Below are 21,528 nucleotides of genomic sequence, written 5' to 3'. Positions count from 1 at the left end.
CAGCACACAGGTTCTGAATTTCAAAAACCAATTTCATGATGGTTATCCTCTGATTTGAGCGGGTTAGTTGGGTGTTTGTCATGTGCAATGCAAGGAAATTCCTTTCGGCACTTTCCTCTAGACTATCCAATCCTTGGAGTTAGATCAGTTGCACAGGTTATTTTTTGCGATCATGACACAGCCTAGGAGCATTACCCATTATCATGTCCGGTATTGATTTTTAACCGCTCTACGATTATCGAGCGTATTCTGTCTCAACTCTGAACCCCACGGAAGATCCATGTAACGCTTGCACACATATCTAGCCTTTAACCCGACCATACTGGCCGGGCGCTTTTTGTATGACTTCGGTACATTGTGAGACAGCTATGAAAATCTACAAATATCCGCGCACGCGGCACATTGAGGGTTCGCGCCTTCAGGTCGGTGATATTGCGGACGACAAACCCATCAAAGAGTTGGCAGGCCAACATCTGATCATCGAGGAAAAGCTCGACGGTGCCAATTCCGCCGTTTCCTTTGATGAAGACGGAAACCTGTTGCTGCAAAGCAGGGGGCATTTTCTGCTGGGTGGAGGCAGGGAGCGCCATTTTGCGCTCTTCAAAACCTGGGCGGCGGCGCATGCACAGACTTTCTATCCTGTGCTTGGCCATCGCTATGTCATGTATGGCGAATGGATGTATGCCAAGCACACGGTCTTTTATGACCGCTTGCCGCATTACTTCATGGAGTTTGATGTGCTGGACCGTGAAGCAGAGAAGTTTCTGAGTACAGCCGCGCGCCGATCCTTGTTAACGGGTTTGCCGGTAATGCCGGTGCCGGTTGTGCATGAAGGGGAACTTACGTCGGTCGAACAGATCAATACCATGGTCAGGTCCACGCCCTACAAATCGGATTGCTGGCGGGATGTGTTGGCAAAGGCAGCAGTTCAGTCAAACAGCCGCCCCGATATGGTTGAGCAACAGACCGAAGACAGTGATTTGGCCGAGGGATTGTACATCAAGCTTGAGAGCGGGGAACGCGTTCAGGACCGTTTCAAGTTCGTACGGGCTGACTTCCATCAGGCGATTCAAGCCTCGGATGGTCACTGGCATGATCGGCCGATACTGCCCAACGCTCTGGCCGATGGGGTCGACATCTTTGCGCCCCGACTTGGTGAGGAAGGAGCCTATGATGCATAAATCGGCAAAACCCACTGTGACCCATCAGCAGTTGTTGTCATTGATTCCCACTGGTCCAACCTGGCAACCGGATTGGACTGCCATCTGGTCTCTTTGGCCGGAGTTGGCTGTGCTGGACGATTGCCCACAGGATCCAATCCACCATGCTGAGGGGAATGCGGGCATCCATACAAGGATGGTGGTTGAGGCAATCGTCGCGGATGAGGAATGGCGGTCCCTGCCGCCGATCGATCAGAGCTATCTGTTCTGGGCGGCAGTCCTGCATGATATCGGCAAACCTGCCGTCACAAAGCACGAGGAAAATGGGCGCATTTCATCGCGGGGTCATTCCCGGGTGGGGGCGTCTATCGCCCGACAACTGCTTTGGCATGCAGGATCTCCTTTTGCGTGGCGCGAAGCCCTTTGTGGGATCATCAACCAGCATCAGTTGCCATTCTGGCTGATTGAACGCGACGATCCCGAGCGGCTGGCCATTGAAACTTCCTGGCGGTGCCGTCCTGATTACCTTTGCCTGCACGCCAAAGCGGATGCATTGGGCCGAACCTGTCAGGATAAGCAAACAATCCTTGAAAGCGTTGACCTCGCTACAGCGACATTTGAGGAAGCGGGTTGCTCTGATCGACCATTTCCCTTCGCAAACGACGAAAGCCGCGTGTCTTACTTTGATCTGCCTGATCGTGATCCGCACTACGCAGCACATGAAGAATTTAGGTGCAGCGTTACCGTCATGTCAGGCCTGCCCGGGGTTGGCAAGGATACTTGGATTGCCAACAATCGGACCCATCATCCGGTTGTCAGCCTCGATCTGATCCGCGAGGAATTCGGCGTGTCAGCGACAGACAATCAGGGGCAGGTCATTCAGGCCGCCCATGAACGTGCACGGGAGCATCTGCGGGCAGGCACAGATTTTGTCTGGAACGCAACAAACGTCACACGGCAGAACAGATCAAAGATATTGCGTCTCCTCCGGGACTATGACGCGTATATTGAGATCGCCTATGTTGAGGTGGGTCCCGAACAGCTGCACCAGCAGAACCGAGGCAGGTCGGATGCGGTTCCAGATGCCGTCATCGACCATCTGGCTAAAAAGCTAGAGCCACCTGAAACTTGGGAAGCACATCGCATTATTGGTGATGTTTTATGACGTCGGCGCAGTGGCCGCCGAGATACAGACGTGTTGCGATTTAGTCACACCTCCTATTGATCAGGCTCAAAGAACTTTGAAGGAATCACCAGCCGCTTTATGAAGCGGCCTCCAACTGGTCCATCGGACCCAAATCGTAACCCCAACTAGGAAAGGGATATACATGCTTATTCGTCATTTCGCCCTTTCGGGGCCGATCAACACCTAAGCTGAAATCAGATCAGGTTTGATCCAATTCGCCGGTTCACCACTGGCGCATCTACATACATTTATTGGGTACTATCACATGGGCAATTCTGTCTTGGATGGTCGCGCGTCAGCTGTGTCCGGCGACGGCGTCATCACGAAATTCTATACATCTACGGCCTGGATCGAAGGACGGGCCGAACAACAACTCGAAGAGATCGCCGGCTGGACCGGCGTGCAAAGGGTCGCAGCTTTTCCTGATCTGCATCCTGGCAAATACGGGCCGGTTGGGTGTGCGGTTCTGGCGGACCGCATATTCCCGCAGCTGATCGGCAATGATATCGGATGCGGTATGTCGCTGTTCCAGCTTGATTTGCCTGTGCGCAAACTGAAGCTGGAAAAGGCGCTGCCCCGGATGCGTATTCTTGGCGAACCTGGGTCCGAAGATCAGGGTTGGCGACTGGAAAGTGTCGGCCTTCCAACCGATATGTTTGCCACATCTTTGGGCACGATCGGGGGCGGCAACCATTTCTGCGAGGTGCAGACCGTGGCTGAAGCAGAGGGAAGCACCGGCCTTGACGCATCACGGCTTTATCTTCTTGTGCATTCCGGGTCGCGTGGTCTTGGAAATGCCGTTCTAGATTCCGTGCCACCAGGGGCTTACGCCGGACTGCAAGAAGATTGCGACGCGGCCCGGGCTTATCTGAAAGATCATGGTAATGCAGTTCGCTGGGCCAGCCTCAATCGTCAGATCATTGCAGAACGGGCGGCCGAGGCGCTTCGGGCGGATCTGACACGGCTTGTCGATGCGCCGCATAATCTGCTTGCGCGGCATGGTGAGGGCTGGCTGCATCGCAAAGGTGCGGCAGTCGCTGACCGAGGATTTGTTCCGCTTGCTGGATCGCGGGCAAGTGCAAGCTTTCTGATGGACGCTTCAAGCCATGGGGATGCGCTTGGAAGCCTCGCTCATGGTGCGGGACGGCGGTACGACCGTTCCTCTATGCATGGTCGTGTGCGGGCGAAAAGATCAGATATCGAGGGGATGCAACGCACGCCGTTTGGCGGGCGCGTCCTGTGCGAAGATCGCGACCTTCTTATTGAAGAGGCGCCACTGGCCTATAAGTCCTCCAAGGCCGTCGCCGAGGATCTGGAGCGTACAGGCGCTGGACATCGCGTGGCCGAGTTCCATCCGCTTCTGACCTTCAAGAAAACGCGTGACGGGAGACGGTCATGACGGTTCTTCGACAGATCTCTCTCTTGGTGACCAGTGGCGGCGGCCCAGCCGAGTGCCAGCAAGCTGTTGCTGGCGTGTTGGACGTGATGCGCAGGGAAGCCGAATGTTTCGCGGTCGACTTCGACGTCAACGGAGCGCGCACGAAACACGGCTTCAAGTCGGCTGCCGTGCTGATCGGGGGTGCTGACGCGGAAGTATTTGCGCAAAAATGGCGCGGCACGATCCAATGGCGCGCAAGCAGCAAGCTGCGTCCGACACACAAACGGGCCAACTGGTTCATCGGCGTGTTCGACTTGCCTGCGCCGGCGCAAACACCGCAACACATTCATCCGCGTGATGTCACATTTGATACTTTTCGTGCCGGAGGGCCCGGCGGGCAGCACCAAAACACAACTGACAGCGCGGTGCGCGCAACGCACACGCCAACCGGGCTTTCTGCGGTGGCGCGTGAAGAACGTTCGCAACATCGCAACAAATCTCTGGCGTTGGGGCGTCTTCAACATTTGATGGCAGCCCAAATCGCAGCGGATGAAGAAGCGCAGAAGGCACGCCGCAACGTGCTGCATCATGCATTAGAGCGCGGCAACCCGGTACGGTGCTTCACAGGCCACGACTTTCGCGAAGTGAAAGGGGGTTAGCATGGATACCATCGATCAATTCCTGACCGGTGCCCTGACCAGCGACTTCTTCGCGGGCGGCTTGGCGCTTGGGGTGTTCGGGGTCGCAGCTGCCTTTCTACGCGTCGCGTTTACGGCGTTGTACCATGCGATCGTGCGGCGTGTTTGGGTCAGTCTGACGCTCGACAACCGAAGCGAGGCATATCGCCATTTCTGTATCTGGATGGAGCATAACAACGTCCTGTCCCATGCGCGCCATGTCCGCATGACAGACGGCAAGTGGGCTCGGGGAACAAAGGGCTATGCACCTGCCCCGGGACGGCATTGGTTTATCTGGAAAGGAAAACTCTGCCGGTTGGACCGCGACATCAATGAGAAGTCAAAAGTAGGCGCATCGCACAACCAGCGACCGATGGAGGTGCTGAACGTCACCGTCCTGTTCGGGAGGGTCGAGACGATACTGGGGTGGATCGCCGAGGGGCGCGCACTCTCCCAGACAAAGGATCGCATCGGCCCCGGCCTTCATATTCTGAAAGGAGATTGGTGGGATCATGTCGGGGATGTCCCGCGCCGTTCCATCGATACGGTGCTGGTGGATGACGATCGCATCGAGAAAGTTCTGGGTGACATGCGTTGGTTCTATGGTGCCAGCGACTGGTATGCTGAACGCGGTGTTCCGTGGCGGCGGGGGTATTTGTTCTTCGGACCTCCGGGCACAGGAAAATCAAGCCTCATTCGTGGCCTAGCTTCAGAACTGTCGCTGGATATCGCTACGCTGGATATCGGGCGGGCAACGCTGACGGATGATGATCTGCGCGAAGCGATGATGTGCGCCCCCAAAGGGGCGCTGATTGCCATCGAGGATGTAGACGCTGTGTTCACACAACGCGAAGGTGGGGAAAAACGCTCGGGCGTCAGCTTCTCGGGTTTGCTTAATGCCATCGATGGCGTTGCAGCTCAGGAAGGCCGTGCGTTGGTCATGACCACAAACCACAAGGAAAGGCTGGATCCGGCCCTAATCCGCCCCGGCCGCGCCGATGTGCATACTGAACTTGGATTGGTAAGCGCAGCAACGGCCCGTCGGCTGTATATGCGCTTTTTCCCTGATGAACACGGCTTGGCCGGGATGTTCGAGCAGCAGTTGGGACATCAAAGGCACAGCCCAGCTCAGATACAGGGGTGGCTTTTGGCCAACAGCGCTGATCCAAAAACCGCAGCACAGGCATTGGGGCTGAAAAGTCACCTGCAGGACATCGCCGCCGAGTAACCGTAACTTGGAACCCGAAAACCGTGCCCCCACCCGGCTAGAACGCCCCCCACTCCAAATTAAATTTCCCCAGATATTTCCTAAGACGATCCGCGTCATTCTGGGTCTTTCGCTTGCCGCGAGAGACCGCAAACAGCACCCGCCCAGCTGCGCTTAGACTGGATGAATTGCGGCAGGTGCGGATCACTTCGGCCAGTTGCACAAGGTCGAACGGGTCCACATCCGATACGGCGTCACCCATCACATCGGCCACCAGCCTATAGTCGTCATTGGACTGAGCTGATTTCCAATCCTCCTGAAGCGTCTCGATCTCACTTGCCACCATAGTGCGCGTGATCCGCCCACGCGGGGCCAGCGTACACAACCGTCGGATCGAACCCGAAAAGTCACGAAAATTGCCAGGCCAACGCGTCGCAGGGTTTTTGGCAAAGTCCAGATACTGCGAACGGGCATCTGAATTGAAGCCGACATGCGTGCCAAGATCCCGTTCGCAGCGATCCAACTCGTGTAACAGATTTGCCTCGATATCTTCGGTGCGACTGCGAAGTGGGGGCAAGGTGAAGCTCCAAGTGTTCAGACGCGCAAGCAGGTCTTGGCGGAACTCCCCCGAGGCGGTTAGACCGCGAAGATCCCGATTTGCACTGGCGATCAGATGGAACCGACTGGAAATCTCGTGATCCGAGCCCAGCGGATAGAACCGTCCGGTTTCAATCGCGTGCAGCAGGACCGACTGCATATTGGGGTTCAGCTCGTCCACGTCGTCCAGAAACAGAACACCGCCGTCTGCCTCGCGCAGCAAGCCACTGCGTTCGGTTCCTGCCGTTCCAAGATAAGACCGGCGCTGACCAAACAGGGTCGCCATGGCATCCGGCCCGTTCAACGTCGCGCAGTTCACATGGACCAGACGCCCTTTGATCCTGCGTCGATCAAGTTTGAGGCTGTGAATACGCTCGGCTAACTCGGTTTTACCTGTACCAGTTTCGCCCAACAAAAGGATCGGCTCGTCCGAGTTACTGGCGACGAGTTCGACGCGATCAATCAGGTCATTATAGTACGGGTTTCGGGTCTCGATCCCGCCCTTCAACTGATCGCTATATTCCCGCGACAATTGGTCAAACCGTTGCTGAAGCGCGTTATAGCGGCTGAGGTCCAGATCAATGACATCGAACTTTGGCGTATCGTCTTCCGGGCCCGGAGGACCGGTCTGGATCAGGTGCGCGGGGACGTGCCGGCTTTCCGTCAGCAGGAACCAGCAGATCTGCGCCACATGCGTCCCAGTGGTCAGATGTACGTGATACCGTTCGCGTTCATCATCAAACCCATACGAGCGGGCGAAGTCGAACAGCTTGCCATAAACCTCTTGGAAATCCCACGGGTCTTTCAGGTCAAGCTGCTGCAACAGCACCTCAGTGTTCGGAGACCGTTCCTCGATCTCGCGCTTCACCTGCTTGGCCAGCCGATTAAAGCGCATGTCGAATAGAATTTCGAGCCGATCAACGTTGAAATGGTCATGTTCCACAAGGCTGATCGTCGGTCTCCACCGACGTTTCTTGCCCATGTCGAGTTGAGTTCCCAGAAAGCCGATCACGACGTTCTTCATGGCAATATCCAAATATCTAATATCTTATAATATTGTATCGTATATGACGAAGATTGATCTGACAATATTGATTATAATCATTATATAACAATTACTTAGTGGAATTTTCGTTTTTCCTCACACCCGCCCACCCTTCATGCCAAAACAGTCTCGTCAAAACAAAGAAGGACGAGAGCAATGGCAAACAAATCCGTGTTTGCATCGATGAAAGGCCGGTTGCTGCCGAAAGCAACTGCAAAGAACGCCGCTGGCGCTCCGGCCTATGCTTATTCCGATGCGCATGCCTTGGCGCAGGTGGCCGTGACTGGCACTTTCGGGGGCATGTTCTATCAATCCGCTCAAGACGAACTGGAATATGTCGTGGACGTGGCGGAATCTGTGGACCCGCGCTTCTTGGCGCAGGCAACAATCTATGCCCGCCAGAACGGGTATATGAAGGATATGCCTGCGGTCTTGCTGGCCGTACTGGCCCGGCGTGATCCGGTTCTGTTTCGTGCAGTGTTTGGTCGTGTCGTTGATAACGGCAAGATGCTGCGCAACTTCGTCCAAGTGGTCCGTTCGGGTCAGACTGGGCGTAAGTCGCTGGGGTCCGCCCCGAAAGCGATGGTGCAGAACTGGCTGAACACAGCCACGGATCGTGCGCTTTTGCAGGCCAATATCGGCAATGACCCGTCTTTGGCCGACGTGATCAAGATGGTGCACCCGAAACCGGCGTCGTCGGAACGGGAAGCTCTGTTTGCTTGGATCGTCGGGCGGCCGTGCGATACGGCACGGCTGCCACAGGTTCTGCGCGACTGGATGGTATTCAAGGAAACCGGGAAAGGTCCGGTGCCGGATGTGCCGTTCCAGATGCTGACTCAGCTTGAACTGTCGTCCCATCACTGGGCGCGGCTGGCGCAGAAAGGATCGTGGCAGATGGTTCGTCAGAACCTGAACACCTTCCACCGTCACGGTGTGTTTGGTGTGCGCAAGAATGTCGACCACGTCGCAGCTTTGCTGCGTGATGCAAAGGTCATCTCGAAGGCGCGGGTCTTCCCGTACCAATTGATGGTGACTGCGCAGAATGTGACGCCGGATATGCCGCATCAGATCGTCGATGCATTGCATGACGCGATGGAAATCGCGGTGGGCAATGTGCCGAAGATCCATGGCCAAGTGGTTGTGTGCCCGGATGTGTCCGGGTCGATGACCATGCCTGTGACCGGGTATCGTCCGGGGGCGACCTCGGCTGTGCGCCACGTGGATGTGGCGGCTCTTGTGGCTGCAGCGTTCACCCGCGTGAACCGTGGCTGTCAGGTCCTGCCGTTTGACTTTGATGTACGCGATGTACGTCTTCGTCCGCGCGATACGGTCCTGACCAATGCTGAACGTCTGGCCGCAATGGCCGGAGGCGGCACGAACTGTTCCGCGCCTCTGGTGTGGTTGAACAAACGCGGTCGCGCCCCGGATCTGGTGGTGTTCGTGTCCGATAACCAGTCGTGGGTGGATGCCCGCGCTGGTGGGCGGAACACGGCGATGATGTCGGAATGGGAGAAGATCAAGCATCGGAACCCAAAGGCCAAATTGGTCTGCATCGACATCGCCCCATACGGGACCACGCAGGCACAGACGCGTGAAGACGTGCTGAATGTCGGCGGGTTCTCGGACGCGGTCTTTGACCAGATAGCGGCCTTTGCCTACGGTCAAACCGGCCCGGATCACTGGGTTGGCGAGATCGGAAAGATCGAACTGTAACCCCTCGGGCGGGCGACCGCCCGAGGACCAACGAAAGGATAACTCTCTGGCGAATGCCTGCGGAACTACAGCTTCAGGTGCCCGTTCATTGTGGGTTCGAGTCCCACCATCGCGGTTTGCGATGTGGCGAAATTGGTAAACGCGCGGAAATGTTTCGCATCCCCTTGTCGCCAGAGACAAACGAAATGAAGAAAAGGAAATACACTTGCGTTCAATGCTGATGGGGCGGGGCCCAATACGAGGCTATCTGGGGGTTCGACTCCTCCACCTGGCGGGCGCTCATTGGCACGGGCGGAACCTCATACCGCGCCATCAGCTTTGAACGCAAGGCATCTCGGCGAATGCCGGTGGAACTACAGATTGTTAATCTCCGGGTCGCGGGTTCGAATCCCGCCGTGGCCGCCAATCATGGTCACGTAGCTCAGTCTGGTAGAGCAGGAACGTTTCGCCACACCCTTGTCGCCGAGCGCAAATTGGAAAGTAGCTCAATTGGCAGAGCAACGGCTTTTGGTGCCGTAGGTTGCAGGTTCGATTCCTGCCTTTCCAGCCAAAACTATCCGGGGGAATGCCCGTGGGAGTACATCGCTATTGAACGATCGCCGCAGGGCCTCTCATGATCACTTGTCCCCCGGACCCGAAACAGAATGAACCATATGACGGCGCCGTCGAGGCTCGTGAGGAAAGAGAATATGGCGGATTACGTAACAGGCTGCACCCATTTCGGGCATGCCAATATCATCAAGCTGGCGAACCGACCTTTTGGCTCGGTCACCGAAATGGACGAGGCTTTGGTCGATAATTGGAACCAGACCGTCCGCCCGCAGGATACCGTGTATCACCTTGGTGACTTTGCGTTTCACGACGCAACGGCCGAGACTTATCTGCAGCGCCTGCACGGCAATATCGTGTGCCTTCAGGGTAATCACGATCCCAAAGGATGGGGGCGCGATTACATGACGGTGCGTAGCAATCGGGTGCGGGCGGTGCTGTTCCACTATCCAATCGAGGAATGGGACGGCTGGTTTCGCGGCAATGTGCATCTGCACTGCCACACCCATGCGCCCGAGTTCATCTCGGGTGAGCGACGCGGAAATGTTGGCGTCGATGCAACGGGGTTTCGCCCGATGCGTCTGGACCATGCGATTGCGCGACTGACTGAAACGTAAACACAGGAATACCCCGGCGAATGCCGAAGGAACTACATGGCGCAGAACGGGAAGACCGAGCGGGTTCAACTCCCCTCCTTGCCGGCGCCCAGACGGAAAACGCATCTGCCCATTCAGATGCGGGGCGGGTCTTTCACGTTTCTTCTCCCTTGTCGCCGGACCATCAAGGTACAGGATTATGACCTGCAATCAGGAACAGCTACTTGAAGCCGCAGAATCTGCAGCTCGTGCAACATACGACGGCAAAACGCATTCGGCGCTAAGTCTTTATGATGCGCTACGTGCAGATTTGCCTTCGTTGGAAATGGCAAAACTTGACGAGCCCCTTCGCAGGCGCCTGTGTACTGCCAGCTATCGGCCACGGCCAAGCCTTGCGAAGGCGATATTGTCGGCGGCGAAGAAGCCTCGGCAGGTGGATGTAAAGGATAAGATAGCGGACAGCCAGAAAGTCGCGGCTTTGTTCATACATGCGCATGATGGCTATCTCCGTGAGAAGGCGGTTCAGTGTTTTAATCCGGTTGATACGGCGGGACGCGCTGCTTTGCTTTTGCGATGCAATGATTGGGTAGAGAATGTCAGGTTTGCCGCGCACGTTAAGCTGCGCGAGCTGTTGCCGGGATGGACAGCAGATGATCTGAAGGATCTTGTCCTTTTCACCGTTGATCGGATTGATGATTGGCAACGAGGAGGGGCTGTCGCAGCGGCAGATCTTAAGGATCACCGCGAATGGCAAAATGCCCTTCGTCTGACGCTACTGCAAGAGACGTCAGGCCCCATGGCGCGCTTGCTGCGTAAGAATTTGCGGACCATTGATCTTGATGTCCTCCTGCCAGAACTTGCAGTCGATGCGCGGTCCACTTTCGTACGGGCTGTGGCGGTGCAAACGCTTCTTGAGGGCTGCGCACGATGGCATGTGTCCACGGAATGGCAGTGGGTCGATAAGGCCTACAATCTTCGCCGCCGGATACAGAAATGGGACAAGCGTGACGTTCAGGTACCAGCGGCTACGGTGCGCGCAGTTTTGGCCTCGGCTGGCCGCGACAAATCAGCGATGGTGCGAAAACTGGCCGCCGAACATCTGATACGAGAAGGGATAGAGGCGCACAGCGCGACCTATCAACTGCTCGTCAATGACACATCAAACGCAGTCCGTGATCGCATGGATTTCTGCACACGAAAATGGAGCGGTCAGGGGACCGTAAGTGAAAGAGGACAGGTGAAATGAAGACCGCTCTGTTTTGCAAGAACTGCAATGCGCGCCTTTCAAATTGGCTGTGCGAGATTGACAATGTCGAGGCAATGAACCGCCTTTGCGATCTGCGCAATGATGACCGCTACGAAGAGGAAATTCATCCTGTGCCTAAAGGTCATGTGCTCGTCATTGCGAACGAAGTTTTGCACGAACGGCAAAAGGCAGTTCCGGGTTGGAACCCTGAGGGGCATGCGGAGAAGTGGATGAACCTCGGCGACATAGTCGACTGCGTCGGCCTGACCGATGATACGACGCGGCTGAATGGATGCTGTGGGTTGGATGGTGGCGACGGTCCCAATCGAGTTTGCAGTTGTGACTCTTTGGTCGGAACCGAGAGCTCAGATTGCTGGACTTGGCACCAGTTTATTCCAAATCCCAAAGCGACATATTGGAAGACTTAAATGACTGAAGAAACTCAAAACTACCCCGTGACCGGGGACCATCTGAAAGACTGGGGGCATCGCCCTGGCAAGCAATTCCCTGCGCTTTTGGCGAAAGCCAACGAGATGCGCGCCGAGGGGTTTGGTCTGGTCCGCATCCGGCAAGAGCTGGAAAGCGAGATTGTGCCCGTCCCTCCGACCATGGATCTGCGTGCGCCGGGTGAGGTCTCGTTTCATCAGAATATCGATGTCGATCATCCCGACGAAGAAGACAATGTCGTCAAGGTGCGCGAGACTATGACCGCGCTGATGCGGACGCCGACGATCGAGGCTGGCGCGATCATGCCTGATGCTTGTCCGGCGGGGCCAGTCGGCACCATTCCGGTGGGCGGAGTGGTCGCCGCACGCAATGCGATCCATCCGGGAATGCACTCGGCCGACATTTGCTGTTCGGTGATGTTGACGGATCTTGGGGATGCAGATCCCAAGGCTGTGCTGGATGCGGCGCAGGCAGTGACGCATTTCGGGCCCGGCGGACGTCCGCAAGGCAAGCGTTTCACCACGTCCTTGAAGCTTCTGGATGCGTTTCGCGAAAACCCGTTCCTGAACAGCCCCAAGATCCTGCGCATGGCGCAAGAGCATATGGGGACGCAGGGCGACGGGAACCACTTTCTGTTTGTTGGACGGTCGCGCAAGACTGGACGTACGGCCATGGTGACGCATCATGGCTCGCGTGGGCCGGGGGCTGTGCTGTACAAGCATGGGATGCATGTGGCCGAGAAATTCCGCAAGGAATTGTCGCCCGAGACCGCCAAGCAGAACGCTTGGATCCCTGCAGATACGCAGGAAGGTCGTGACTATTGGGACGCGCTGCAGCTGATCCGTAAATGGACCAAGGCGAACCACAATGCGATCCACCAAGCGACGGTCGAGGCCGCGCGCGTGGGCAATGTCGGCGAGCGGTTCTGGAACGAGCATAACTTCGTCTTCAAACGGAGTGATTTGTTCTATCACGGCAAGGGGGCGACCCCTGCTTGGGATGGATATGCCGCCGACGCGACGGGGCTGACGCTTATTCCGTTGAACATGTCCGAGCCGGTACTGGTGGTGCGCGGCAAGGATGCCGATCACGGTCTTGGCTTCAGCCCGCACGGCGCGGGGCGTAACTTCTCGCGCTCTGAGCACAAGCGCCGGATGGGATCGGTGACGCCGGATCAGATGCTGAAGGCGGAAACCGAAGGGCTGGACGTGCGCTTCCATGCCGGGGCCGTGGACGCGTCGGAACTGCCGTCGAGCTATAAGAACGCCGACAACGTGGTCGCACAGATCAAATCCTATGATCTGGCCGAGATCGAAGATTATATCGATCCCTATGGCTGCATCATGGCCGGTGACGTGCCGCCATTCTGGAAAACCAAAAAGAAGGGTCGCCGGTAATCCCCGGCGCCCTTCGCGCAAATCATTGGCGTTTATCCATATCTTATGGTTGAAGTGGCGGCGGTTTGGTCGCCTATCGACCTGATCAAAGTTTATGCCAAGGCGTTTTTAACGAATTAAGTGACACGATCATGCAGCTTGAAATTACACTAACCGCCCCGACAGATGCAGACTATGCCGCAAGCGACCTTGGGTTTCTGCTGCACAAGCATCCCGATCATTTGCATACCCGCTCGACCTCGGTGGGCGAGGTGTCGATCTTCTATCCGCAGAAATCCGCGGAACGCAGCACGGCGGTGATGCATCTCGAGGTCGATCCGGTCGGCCTGGTGCGTGGGAAAAATCAGCACAGTGATGGCCTGCTGGCACAGTACGTGAATGATCGCCCCTTCGTCGCAAGCTCGTTCCTATCGGTGGCGATGGGCCGGTCTTTTGCGCAGTCGATGGCCGGGAAATCGAAGGATCGGCAGGCTTTGGCAGACCGTGCGTTGCCGTTCGAAATCCGGGTGCTGCCGGTTGCTTTGGCGGGAGATCTGGAGCTGCTTCAGCGCCTGTTCGCGCCGCTGGGATACCGCATTCTGTCCCCCACCGAGATCAGCGAGGATCAGGTCATTGAGCTGCGCTTGTCTGCGACGATCCGATTGGCGGATCTGCTGAAGCATCTGTATGTTCTGGTGCCGGTACTGGACAACTTCAAGCACTATTATGTCAGCGAAGAAGAAATCGAAAAACTGCTGGCCAAGGGCGAGGGCTGGTTGTCCGAACACCCCGACAAAGAGCTGATCACACGACGTGCGCTGAAACACCGCAAGTCTTTGATGCATATGGCGCTTGCCCGATTGGAAGACACCGCACCTCAGGACGAAGAACCCGAGATTGCAACCAAGGCCAAGCCGGAAGAACAGCTGGAAAAACCGCTGCGTCTGCATGCGTTGCGACTGGACACGGTGGCAGAGGTTCTGAAGCAGAACAACGTATCATCGGTGCTTGATCTGGGTTGTGGTGAAGGCAAGTTGATGTCGCGATTGATCAAGGAACGCGGCCTGTCGCGCATTGTCGGCGTGGATGCCTCGGTGCGGACGCTGGAACGCGCCCATCGCAAGCTGCGCTTGCATCAGGCAGGTGATGCTATGTCGGAACGCGTGTCTTTGCAGATGGGCAGCCTGACCTATGGCGACCGGCGTTGGAAAGGGTTTGACGCGGCGACCTTGGTCGAGGTTATCGAACATATCGAGCCGCACCGCTTGTCGGCGCTTGCGATGTCCTTATTCGCTGATGCCCGCCCGCAGATGGTTATCATGACAACGCCCAACCGCGAATACAACGTGCTGTTCGAGGGGTTGAAGGACGGCAAACTGCGCCATCCGGATCATCGGTTCGAATGGACCCGAGCGGAATTCGAAAGCTGGGCCAATATCGTGGCTGAAGAACATGGCTATCGCGTCAGCTTCACGCCTTTGGGGCCGGTTGACGACACCCATGGCGGTCCATCACAGATGGCTGTGTTCAAACAGGAGGGTTGAAAATGCGTATTCAAGGACCGATCCACAACCCTTATTCCTTTGATGACGAAGATGCCGGTGAAGCAGAGGCTCATTGGGAAGACGGTGTGCCCAAATACATCAATTTAAACCTCGGGATCACGAACATCACCGCAGAGAATCAAGACAACAATGGAGAGCGTCTTATTCTGTGCTGCCAGGGCATCTACAAGGACGACCTGGTTGGTTTTGATCTGGACATCAAACGCTGGCACCCTTGGGGACTCAGGGATAGAAAAAATTACCCCCGTGCGTATTTTGACGACCTACCTCACGGAGTTCACTTCAATCCAGAGGGATGGGTAGAGCATGGTGTGAAAATTGTCGCCTGCGGGAAAGAAACCGCACGATTGGTGCGCTATATGGCGGACCACTTTGGCACTCGCCCTGAGCCCATCATAGGCACCGGACAGCCAAACCCTGTCAGCCTGAGTTCAATAGCATTTTCCCCTGAGAAGCACGATGTGCTCTCACAATTTTCAGCGATCAAACTTGCCTATGATGATTTCAATGAAAGCGATGGTCCCGACAAAGCCTATTGGCAGGCATTCCTGAAGATTGATCCCAAGATCGGGGCAATTCGTCTGGAGGAAAAGGACATCAACTATCGGCAAGCGCAAATCAACGTATTTTGTGATGCCCTTGGTATTGCGGAGAAGGTCAAGTGAAGGTGTTGAAAGCATGAATAAAAGCCTGCCTGCATTCACCCCCTCCGTCGCGCCCGATATCGAAGTAGTTATCCAATCCAAGCTGACTGCGTTAGAGGCCGATCACGACGTGCGCATTCTTTTTGCTATCGAAAGCGGCAGCAGGGCCTGGGGGTTTCCGTCGCCTGACAGCGATTATGATGTGCGGTTCATCTATGCCCATCAGCGTGATTGGTACCTCAGCATCGAACCCGGCCGCGATGTCATTGAACTGCCCATCGAAGGCGATTGGGACATTAACGGATGGGATATCCGCAAGGCGCTGGGTCTTCTGATCAAGCCCAATCCCGTGCTGTTGGAATGGCTGTCGAGCCCGATCCGATATCGCTGGAATGATGCGATCTGTGACCGTCTGATCCAATTTGCGGACAAAACCACATTTGGCGCCGCCTGCCTGCATCACTATCGCAATCTGGCGGTGAAGCAGTGGAACAAGCATGTCGGGGACAATCCCGATGTGTCCTTGAAAAAATACTTCTACATTCTGCGGCCCGCTCTGGCGATTTCATGGATCAGGCAAAACCCTTCGGTTCAGCCACCCATGAACTTGCAGGCGCTTGTTGACGAACAAGAGCTGGCGCGCAATCTGGTGGACCAGATTGAACGGTTGCTCGTGCTGAAATCCACAGCGAAAGAAATCGGGCGCGGCGCGCGTATCCCGATGATTGACGCCTTCATCCAAGATCAAATCGCTTGGGCAAAGGTCGTTGCCAAACAGGACGAACGGCCAGATCTGATGGCTGAAGGTGACGCGTTGCTGCGATCGATTGTGAAGGGGGATAAATGATGGTTGCTCCACATGAACGCGCAGATTGGCCATTTTTGCAATGCAGCCCTACAACGCTGTTTCTAAAGCCCGAGAATATGCTGCAAGCGATTCAAACACTGGAAAAAATTGAGTATCACGTTTGCCATTTTGATTGCTCTTCAGACGCTGCACTTCTTGCATCAGCTGTCAAAGAGCTGAAGTGGGAAGCCCAGTTTGGGTCCTGCCCAGATATGTTGAATTTTGACGCGCTGAATGATGCTGTAAGGTCGGAACCGTTTGACACTGCTGACAATGCGGTGGTTGTTCTAAAAGATTTTCAGAAGCTTTGGGACAGAGACGAGCGTCAAGGCTTTCACGTACTGGACATATTCACCAGCGCGTCGCGTGACTATCTTCTTTTTGGCAAGCACCTGCTTACTTTTGTCCATGTGTCAGACCCCAGATTTGAGACACAGAAACCTGGTGCGCTTCCCGCCTGGTGGAATGGCCGCGAATGGTTTCACAAAGACCGAGGAATTTAGACGGTGACCAAAGTATCCATCCCCGATTTTGCGCTTGTTGTCCTGATCGGCGCCACCGGCTCGGGCAAGTCCAGCTTTGCGCGCAAGCATTTTCTGGAAACTGAAATTGTGTCTTCTGATGCCTGCCGGGCGATTGTTTCGGATGATGAAACCGATCTGGCGGCGACGGGTGATGCCTTTGATTTGCTCAACTACACAGCATCGATTCGGTTGAAACGTCGGTTGATGACCGTCATTGACGCCACATCAGTGAAACGAGAGGATCGCGCAAAGCTCGTACAACTCGCGCGCAAATATCATGCGTTGCCTGTGGCGCTGGTGCTCGATATCGACCCAAAGATTTGCCATGAACGCAATCAAAATCGCCCTAGCCGCGATTTTGGTGAGCATGTGGCGCGCAACCACTCCAAGGCACTCAGACGCGGCATGCGCGGTTTGCAGAAAGAGGGCTTCCGTCAAGTTCAGATCATGAAATCGCCCGAAGACGTGGATGCGTTGGAGATTGCCCGCGAACCCCTCTGGACAGATAACCGCGCTGATCATGGCCCCTTCGATATCATCGGTGACATCCACGGCTGCTTTGATGAGCTGACCGAACTGCTTGGAACCCTCGGATACGTGATAGACCCGTTCGAAGCCGGTTCCGAAGACCTGATCCGCGCCCGCCACCCCGAGGGGCGCACGGCTTTCTTTGTCGGCGATATTACGGACCGGGGCCCGCGCAATCTGGATGCTTTGCGCCTGGTCATGGGTATGTGCGATGAGGGCTCTGGCCGATGCGTGGTCGGTAACCACGACTTCAAGCTGAACAAATGGCTGAAGGGCCGAAATGTGACGCAGACTCATGGTCTGGATCTGACCGTTTCCGAGCTTGAAAAGACCTCGGACGCCTTCCGTAAGCAGGTCTCGGAATTCATTTGGGATCTACGCTCTCATGCGTGGCTGGCGGATGGCAATCTAGTCATTGCCCACGCTGGGCTGAAAGAGGAAATGCACGGGCGCGGCTCGGGCCATGTGCGCAACTTTGCCATGTTCGGCGAGACAACCGGCGAGGTCGATGAGTTTGGCCTGCCCGTGCGTTTGGAATGGGCACGCGATTACCGTGGCAAGGCCGATGTCGTCTTTGGCCACACGCCGATGGCCGACGCCGAATGGCTGAACCATACCATGTGTATCGATACTGGCTGTGTATTTGGCGGGAAACTGACCGCGCTACGCTGGCCCGAGCGGGAAACGGTTTCCGTTCCGGCAAAAACGCAATATGCGATCCCTGCTAAACCTTTGGATGCTGACCAATCCCTGTCCGCACAACAGGATCATGACCGTCTGCTTTATTTCGACGATTATGCTACCAAGATGCGGATCGAAACCCGGTTCAGATCCACCTTGCAAATCTCCGAGGAAAACAGCCTTGCCGCGCTGGAAGTTATGAGCCGTTTTGCCGTTGATCCCAGGTGGCTGATCTATCTGCCGCCCACGATGGCAGCGTGCCCGACGGCACCGGAAGGCCCGTTTCTGGAACATCCAGATCAGGCGATGGATCACTTCGCCAGCAGAGGGGTGTCCGATCTGGTTGTGGAAGAAAAACACATGGGATCGCGTGCTTTGTTGGTGATCGCCAAGGATGCGGACGCAGCCAAGGCCCGATTTGGCGTCGAAGACGGCAAAGCGGGTGTGATCTTTACACGGACCGGGCGGCCCTTCTTCAAGGACGAGGCAAAAGAAGCTGCAGTTGTCGCGCGGATCGGGACTGCGATGCAGTCGTCGGGACTGTGGGAGGGACTTCAGACCGACTGGGTGCTTCTCGATGCTGAACTCATGCCTTGGTCTGCCAAAGCACAGGATTTGCTCAAGCGGCAGTATTATCCAACCGTGGCGGCGGCAAAGTCGTCTGCTTCGGCGCTGCTGGAAGCTATTTCCAAAGCTGGGGAAATCGAAGGGTTGGACGCCCTCCGTGCACGTACAACAAGCCAGCTTTCCAACGCTGACCTCATGGGGCAGACAATCGACGGCTATTGCTGGTCGGCGGACAGCATTGAAGACTATCGCATAGCGCCCTTCCACATCCTGGCAACCGAAGGCAAGGTCCATGCGGAGCAACCTCATACCTGGCACATGGAAACGCTGGGCAAACTGGCCGATGCCGACCCGATCTTACAGACGACCGGCTGGAAGCGAATTGATCTGAATAGTGCGACTGATCGCGGGGCGGTCGTCAGCTGGTGGATGTCCCACACCGGCAGTGGTGGAGAAGGTTTGGTATTCAAACCCAACGCATTTACCCTGCGCGGTGACAAAGGGTTGATCCAACCCGCGATGAAGGTGCGCGGGCGCGACTATCTTCGGATAATCTATGGCCCCGACTATGACTTGCCCGAGCATATCGAACGCCTCCGCCAACGCGGGCTGGGCCGCAAATTTTCGCTCGCAGAACGGGAATTCAAACTCGGCTTCGAAGGGCTGCATCGGTTTGTAGAAGGATTGCCGCTCTCTAAGGTGCATGAATGTGCCTTGGCGGTGCTTGCACTGGAAAGTGAGCCCGTGGATCCCAGATTGTAGATCAAAAACGGCCGTTTCAGGAGAGAGATGGGTTCGTTCTTATGATTAACCTGTTGGGTGGAACGTGGTTTGAGATCACGAAGTGTGATCGCAAAGATTCTGATACCGAGATGGGCGAGAATTGCGGCTCAAACCGGCCATTCACTGCGAGTGATCTCGCTCGAGCCCACTGGCCACAACCGCGTGGCGCGGCAGGACCCTGAATTTTTCAGCCAGCCTTGATCCGCTTGGGGTTCAACTTTTTTGAAAGCTCCTGATCCCCGGTTCCCAGATAGATTGCCGATCCGGCATTGCGGCACCTTGCGCTGTGTCGAGCGATGCTGACCAAGCGTGCGGCAGGCGCGGCGCTCGGATACATCAAGCTCCTGCCGCACATGATCAAAGTACTTGCGACGACGTGAAGGGCTTAGAAGTTTCCCTTTGCTGCTTCGCTCAGGATGCGCTTATTCAGGGTCAAATCAGACACCGCCCGCCGCAGCCGCTGGTTCTCTTTCTCAAGCGCTTCCAAACGGACGAGTTGTGACCGCTGCATCCCGCCATCATAGAACGTTTGCTGGGTCACTCCGATCTGGCGCACCGTCCCGGCGACAGTCGCTCCTTGTCCTTGCAACACTTCCACTCGCCGAAGCTTCGATACAATCTCTTCGGGTTTCTCTCGTTTTCCTGCCATCTCTGATCCTCAAAGTTACGAGATAAATCTATCCCAGTTGGTGGGCCACCTGATGGGGGCTATTTCACACTCTGTTTGTGTGAAGGCTCATATATACGAACGAGCGCTTATCAATTTTCGCATATCGAGCGGGAAAGCGCCGTTTCAGGTGGTAGTACCGCCCACGTTTCAGAATCGCCACAAGCGAATGTTGCAATCAAAAACATCAGCGATGTCGTGTATCAAAATGCGCGTCAAAATGTGTATCAATTTCGGAGAGATTGGCGGAACGGAATTTATAATTCCGTTATTTGTCAAATACTTAATGGACAAGTCTTTGGCGGAGAAGGTGGGATTCGAACCCACGGAACGCTTTCACGCTCAACGGTTTTCAAGACCGCCGCATTCGACCACTCTGCCACTTCTCCGTCTGGCTGGGTTTATCTTGGCTTTTGCGATTCTGAAAGTGCAGAATTCACGCAGGAAGGTGCTTATACGTCGGGGAAGTTAATGCCACTCTTTTCTCGCGCGTATGTTGTGTTTAGAGTGCCATCAAATCTGGGCAGCACCCAGAATGAGCAGTGTGGATCAACTGATCCCGAAATCAGAGATACTAGGGGCGTGATATGTCGATAAAGACCACCTTTAAAGTGGCGATAGCACTCGGAGGTGCTTTGCTTGTTGCAGCGTGCGACGACACCAACCTTCCCGGCTTTATGAAAAATTCCAAGAATGGAAAGGACAGCGCAAGGGCAGCAGCAGCGCCAGGTGCCGTCAAAGAGCGTGACGTCGAAGCGCCCGACGTGTTTCAGATAACCGCCAAAGGCCTGTGGGACGGACGTCCCAGCCTTGGCGGGGTTTGGGTGGCACATCCAACTGCGAAAGATCCGGAACGCGTCATTATTCGCAACACTGAGAACGGCAAATTCGTGGTAGGCGCCTTGTTCCGCCGTGAGCGCGACATCCCGGGTCCACGCCTACAGGTCTCGTCTGACGCGGCGGTCGAGCTGGGCCTTCTGGCCGGCGCTCCGTCCGAATTAAGCGTTACGGCCTTGCGCAAAGAAGAGATCCCAGTCGAGCCAGCTCCAGAAGTCGAACCGGCACTGGACGCACCGGAAGAGATTTCGCAAACCACATTGGACGACCCCATTGCTGCCGCGGAAGCGGCTCTTGACCGCACCGAAAAAACTGCTCGGCGAGGCCCTGCAAAATCAGCACCAAAACCTACTGCAAAGCCGGCTGCGGCGGCAGCTATAGCCGAAAAGCCGGCCGCTCCGACGCCGGCAAACAGCCTGTCCAAACCCTATATCCAGATCGGTATTTTCTCACTCGAGCAGAACGCCAAGAACTCGGCGCAATCGCTGCGTGGGGCTGGTTTGACGGCAAGTATCAAGCCTGGGTCGTCGAAGGGGAAAAACTTCTGGCGCGTGCTGGCAGGTCCGGCGGCAAACACATCAGAACGCGCCGCAATGCTGAAGAAAATCAAAGGGCTTGGCTTTGCTGACGCTTATTACGTCGGCAGATAAGACAGAAGATCCGACGCGGGGCGTTACTGCCCCGCTCGACCAATAGTAAGGACACCAC

17 protein-coding genes, 2 tRNA genes and 1 pseudogene are annotated in these 21,528 nt (G+C 55.9%); 17 read left to right on the top strand and 3 right to left on the bottom strand.

Going from position 1 to position 21,528, the window contains the following annotated elements:
• Window positions 1-368 precede the first annotated feature (368 nt).
• The 5 genes from FIL88_RS03895 (at window position 369) to FIL88_RS03875 (ending at window position 5,629) form a co-directional block, all read left to right on the top strand.
• The gene (locus tag FIL88_RS03895) at window positions 369-1,181 is read left to right on the top strand and encodes an RNA ligase family protein (RefSeq protein ID WP_142852488.1); all 813 of its coding nucleotides are present in this window, start codon (window positions 369-371) and stop codon (window positions 1,179-1,181) included.
• A complete protein-coding gene (locus FIL88_RS03890) occupies window positions 1,174-2,325 on the top strand; it encodes an AAA family ATPase (protein ID WP_142852487.1) in 1,152 nt (383 codons plus the stop codon). The genes FIL88_RS03895 and FIL88_RS03890 overlap by 8 nt, the downstream gene beginning before the upstream one ends.
• Window positions 2,326-2,611: 286 nt before the next feature.
• Complete coding sequence (locus FIL88_RS03885; protein ID WP_142852486.1) at window positions 2,612-3,745, top strand: RNA ligase RtcB family protein; 1,134 nt, start codon at window positions 2,612-2,614, stop codon at window positions 3,743-3,745.
• Complete coding sequence (prfH, locus tag FIL88_RS03880; RefSeq protein WP_142852485.1) at window positions 3,742-4,383, top strand: peptide chain release factor H; 642 nt, start codon at window positions 3,742-3,744, stop codon at window positions 4,381-4,383. Before FIL88_RS03885 ends, prfH begins: the two co-directional genes overlap by 4 nt.
• Window position 4,384: 1 nt before the next feature.
• Window positions 4,385-5,629 carry an AAA family ATPase gene (locus FIL88_RS03875; protein ID WP_142852484.1) on the top strand — a complete coding sequence of 415 codons (1,245 nt, stop codon included), beginning with the start codon at window positions 4,385-4,387 and terminating at the stop codon, window positions 5,627-5,629.
• A 37-nt stretch (window positions 5,630-5,666) separates the two neighbouring features.
• Here FIL88_RS03875 and rtcR read toward each other — a convergent pair whose 3' ends face one another.
• The gene (rtcR, locus tag FIL88_RS03870; protein WP_142852483.1) at window positions 5,667-7,229 is read right to left on the bottom strand and encodes an RNA repair transcriptional activator RtcR; all 1,563 of its coding nucleotides are present in this window, start codon (window positions 7,227-7,229) and stop codon (window positions 5,667-5,669) included.
• A gap of 177 nt (window positions 7,230-7,406) precedes the next feature.
• Between rtcR and FIL88_RS03865 the strand changes: the two genes are divergently transcribed.
• The 11 genes from FIL88_RS03865 (at window position 7,407) to FIL88_RS03815 (ending at window position 19,295) form a co-directional block, all read left to right on the top strand.
• Window positions 7,407-8,963, top strand: coding sequence for a TROVE domain-containing protein (locus FIL88_RS03865; protein WP_142852482.1), 1,557 nt, complete (start codon window positions 7,407-7,409; stop codon window positions 8,961-8,963).
• A 474-nt stretch (window positions 8,964-9,437) separates the two neighbouring features.
• Window positions 9,438-9,513: transfer RNA gene (locus FIL88_RS03860), tRNA-Gln, on the top strand.
• A 139-nt stretch (window positions 9,514-9,652) separates the two neighbouring features.
• Window positions 9,653-10,129: a metallophosphoesterase gene (locus FIL88_RS03855; protein WP_142852481.1), complete on the top strand. Its 477-nt coding sequence runs from the start codon at window positions 9,653-9,655 to the stop codon at window positions 10,127-10,129.
• Window positions 10,130-10,307: 178 nt separating this feature from the next.
• Complete coding sequence (locus tag FIL88_RS03850) at window positions 10,308-11,354, top strand: hypothetical protein (protein WP_142852480.1); 1,047 nt, start codon at window positions 10,308-10,310, stop codon at window positions 11,352-11,354.
• Complete coding sequence (locus FIL88_RS03845) at window positions 11,351-11,782, top strand: hypothetical protein (RefSeq protein WP_142852479.1); 432 nt, start codon at window positions 11,351-11,353, stop codon at window positions 11,780-11,782. Before FIL88_RS03850 ends, FIL88_RS03845 begins: the two co-directional genes overlap by 4 nt.
• Complete coding sequence (locus tag FIL88_RS03840) at window positions 11,783-13,198, top strand: RtcB family protein (RefSeq protein ID WP_142852478.1); 1,416 nt, start codon at window positions 11,783-11,785, stop codon at window positions 13,196-13,198.
• Window positions 13,199-13,329: 131 nt separating this feature from the next.
• Window positions 13,330-14,721 carry a 3' terminal RNA ribose 2'-O-methyltransferase Hen1 gene (locus tag FIL88_RS03835; RefSeq protein WP_142852477.1) on the top strand — a complete coding sequence of 464 codons (1,392 nt, stop codon included), beginning with the start codon at window positions 13,330-13,332 and terminating at the stop codon, window positions 14,719-14,721.
• A 2-nt stretch (window positions 14,722-14,723) separates the two neighbouring features.
• On the top strand, window positions 14,724-15,407 hold the full coding sequence (locus tag FIL88_RS03830; protein WP_142852476.1) for a hypothetical protein: 684 nt from the start codon (window positions 14,724-14,726) through the stop codon (window positions 15,405-15,407).
• 13 nt (window positions 15,408-15,420) lie between these two features.
• Entirely contained in the window at window positions 15,421-16,233 is an 813-nt protein-coding gene (locus FIL88_RS03825) for a nucleotidyltransferase domain-containing protein (RefSeq protein ID WP_142852475.1), read from the top strand.
• On the top strand, window positions 16,230-16,736 hold the full coding sequence (locus tag FIL88_RS03820; RefSeq protein WP_142852474.1) for a hypothetical protein: 507 nt from the start codon (window positions 16,230-16,232) through the stop codon (window positions 16,734-16,736). The genes FIL88_RS03825 and FIL88_RS03820 overlap by 4 nt, the downstream gene beginning before the upstream one ends.
• 3 nt (window positions 16,737-16,739) lie before the next feature.
• Entirely contained in the window at window positions 16,740-19,295 is a 2,556-nt protein-coding gene (locus FIL88_RS03815; RefSeq protein WP_142852473.1) for a polynucleotide kinase-phosphatase, read from the top strand.
• A 293-nt stretch (window positions 19,296-19,588) separates the two neighbouring features.
• On the opposite strand, the pseudogene FIL88_RS03810 reads toward FIL88_RS03815, so the two are convergent.
• Together FIL88_RS03810 and FIL88_RS03805 are read right to left on the bottom strand one after the other, a co-directional pair.
• Window positions 19,589-19,965 (bottom strand): annotated as a pseudogene (locus tag FIL88_RS03810) (IS3 family transposase); the annotation flags it as partial.
• Window positions 19,966-20,282: 317 nt separating this feature from the next.
• Window positions 20,283-20,372 (bottom strand) — tRNA-Ser (locus FIL88_RS03805).
• A 198-nt stretch (window positions 20,373-20,570) separates the two neighbouring features.
• Between FIL88_RS03805 and FIL88_RS03800 the strand changes: the two genes are divergently transcribed.
• A complete protein-coding gene (locus tag FIL88_RS03800) occupies window positions 20,571-21,470 on the top strand; it encodes an SPOR domain-containing protein (protein ID WP_142852471.1) in 900 nt (299 codons plus the stop codon).
• The last annotated feature ends 58 nt before the right edge of the window (window positions 21,471-21,528 follow it).

The sequence above is a fragment of the Aliiroseovarius halocynthiae genome, from assembly GCF_007004645.1.
GTDB classification, from domain to species: Bacteria; Pseudomonadota; Alphaproteobacteria; order Rhodobacterales; family Rhodobacteraceae; genus Aliiroseovarius; species Aliiroseovarius halocynthiae.
Note: the sequence above shows the minus strand (reverse complement) of the source record. Positions and strands in the feature narration are given on the sequence as shown.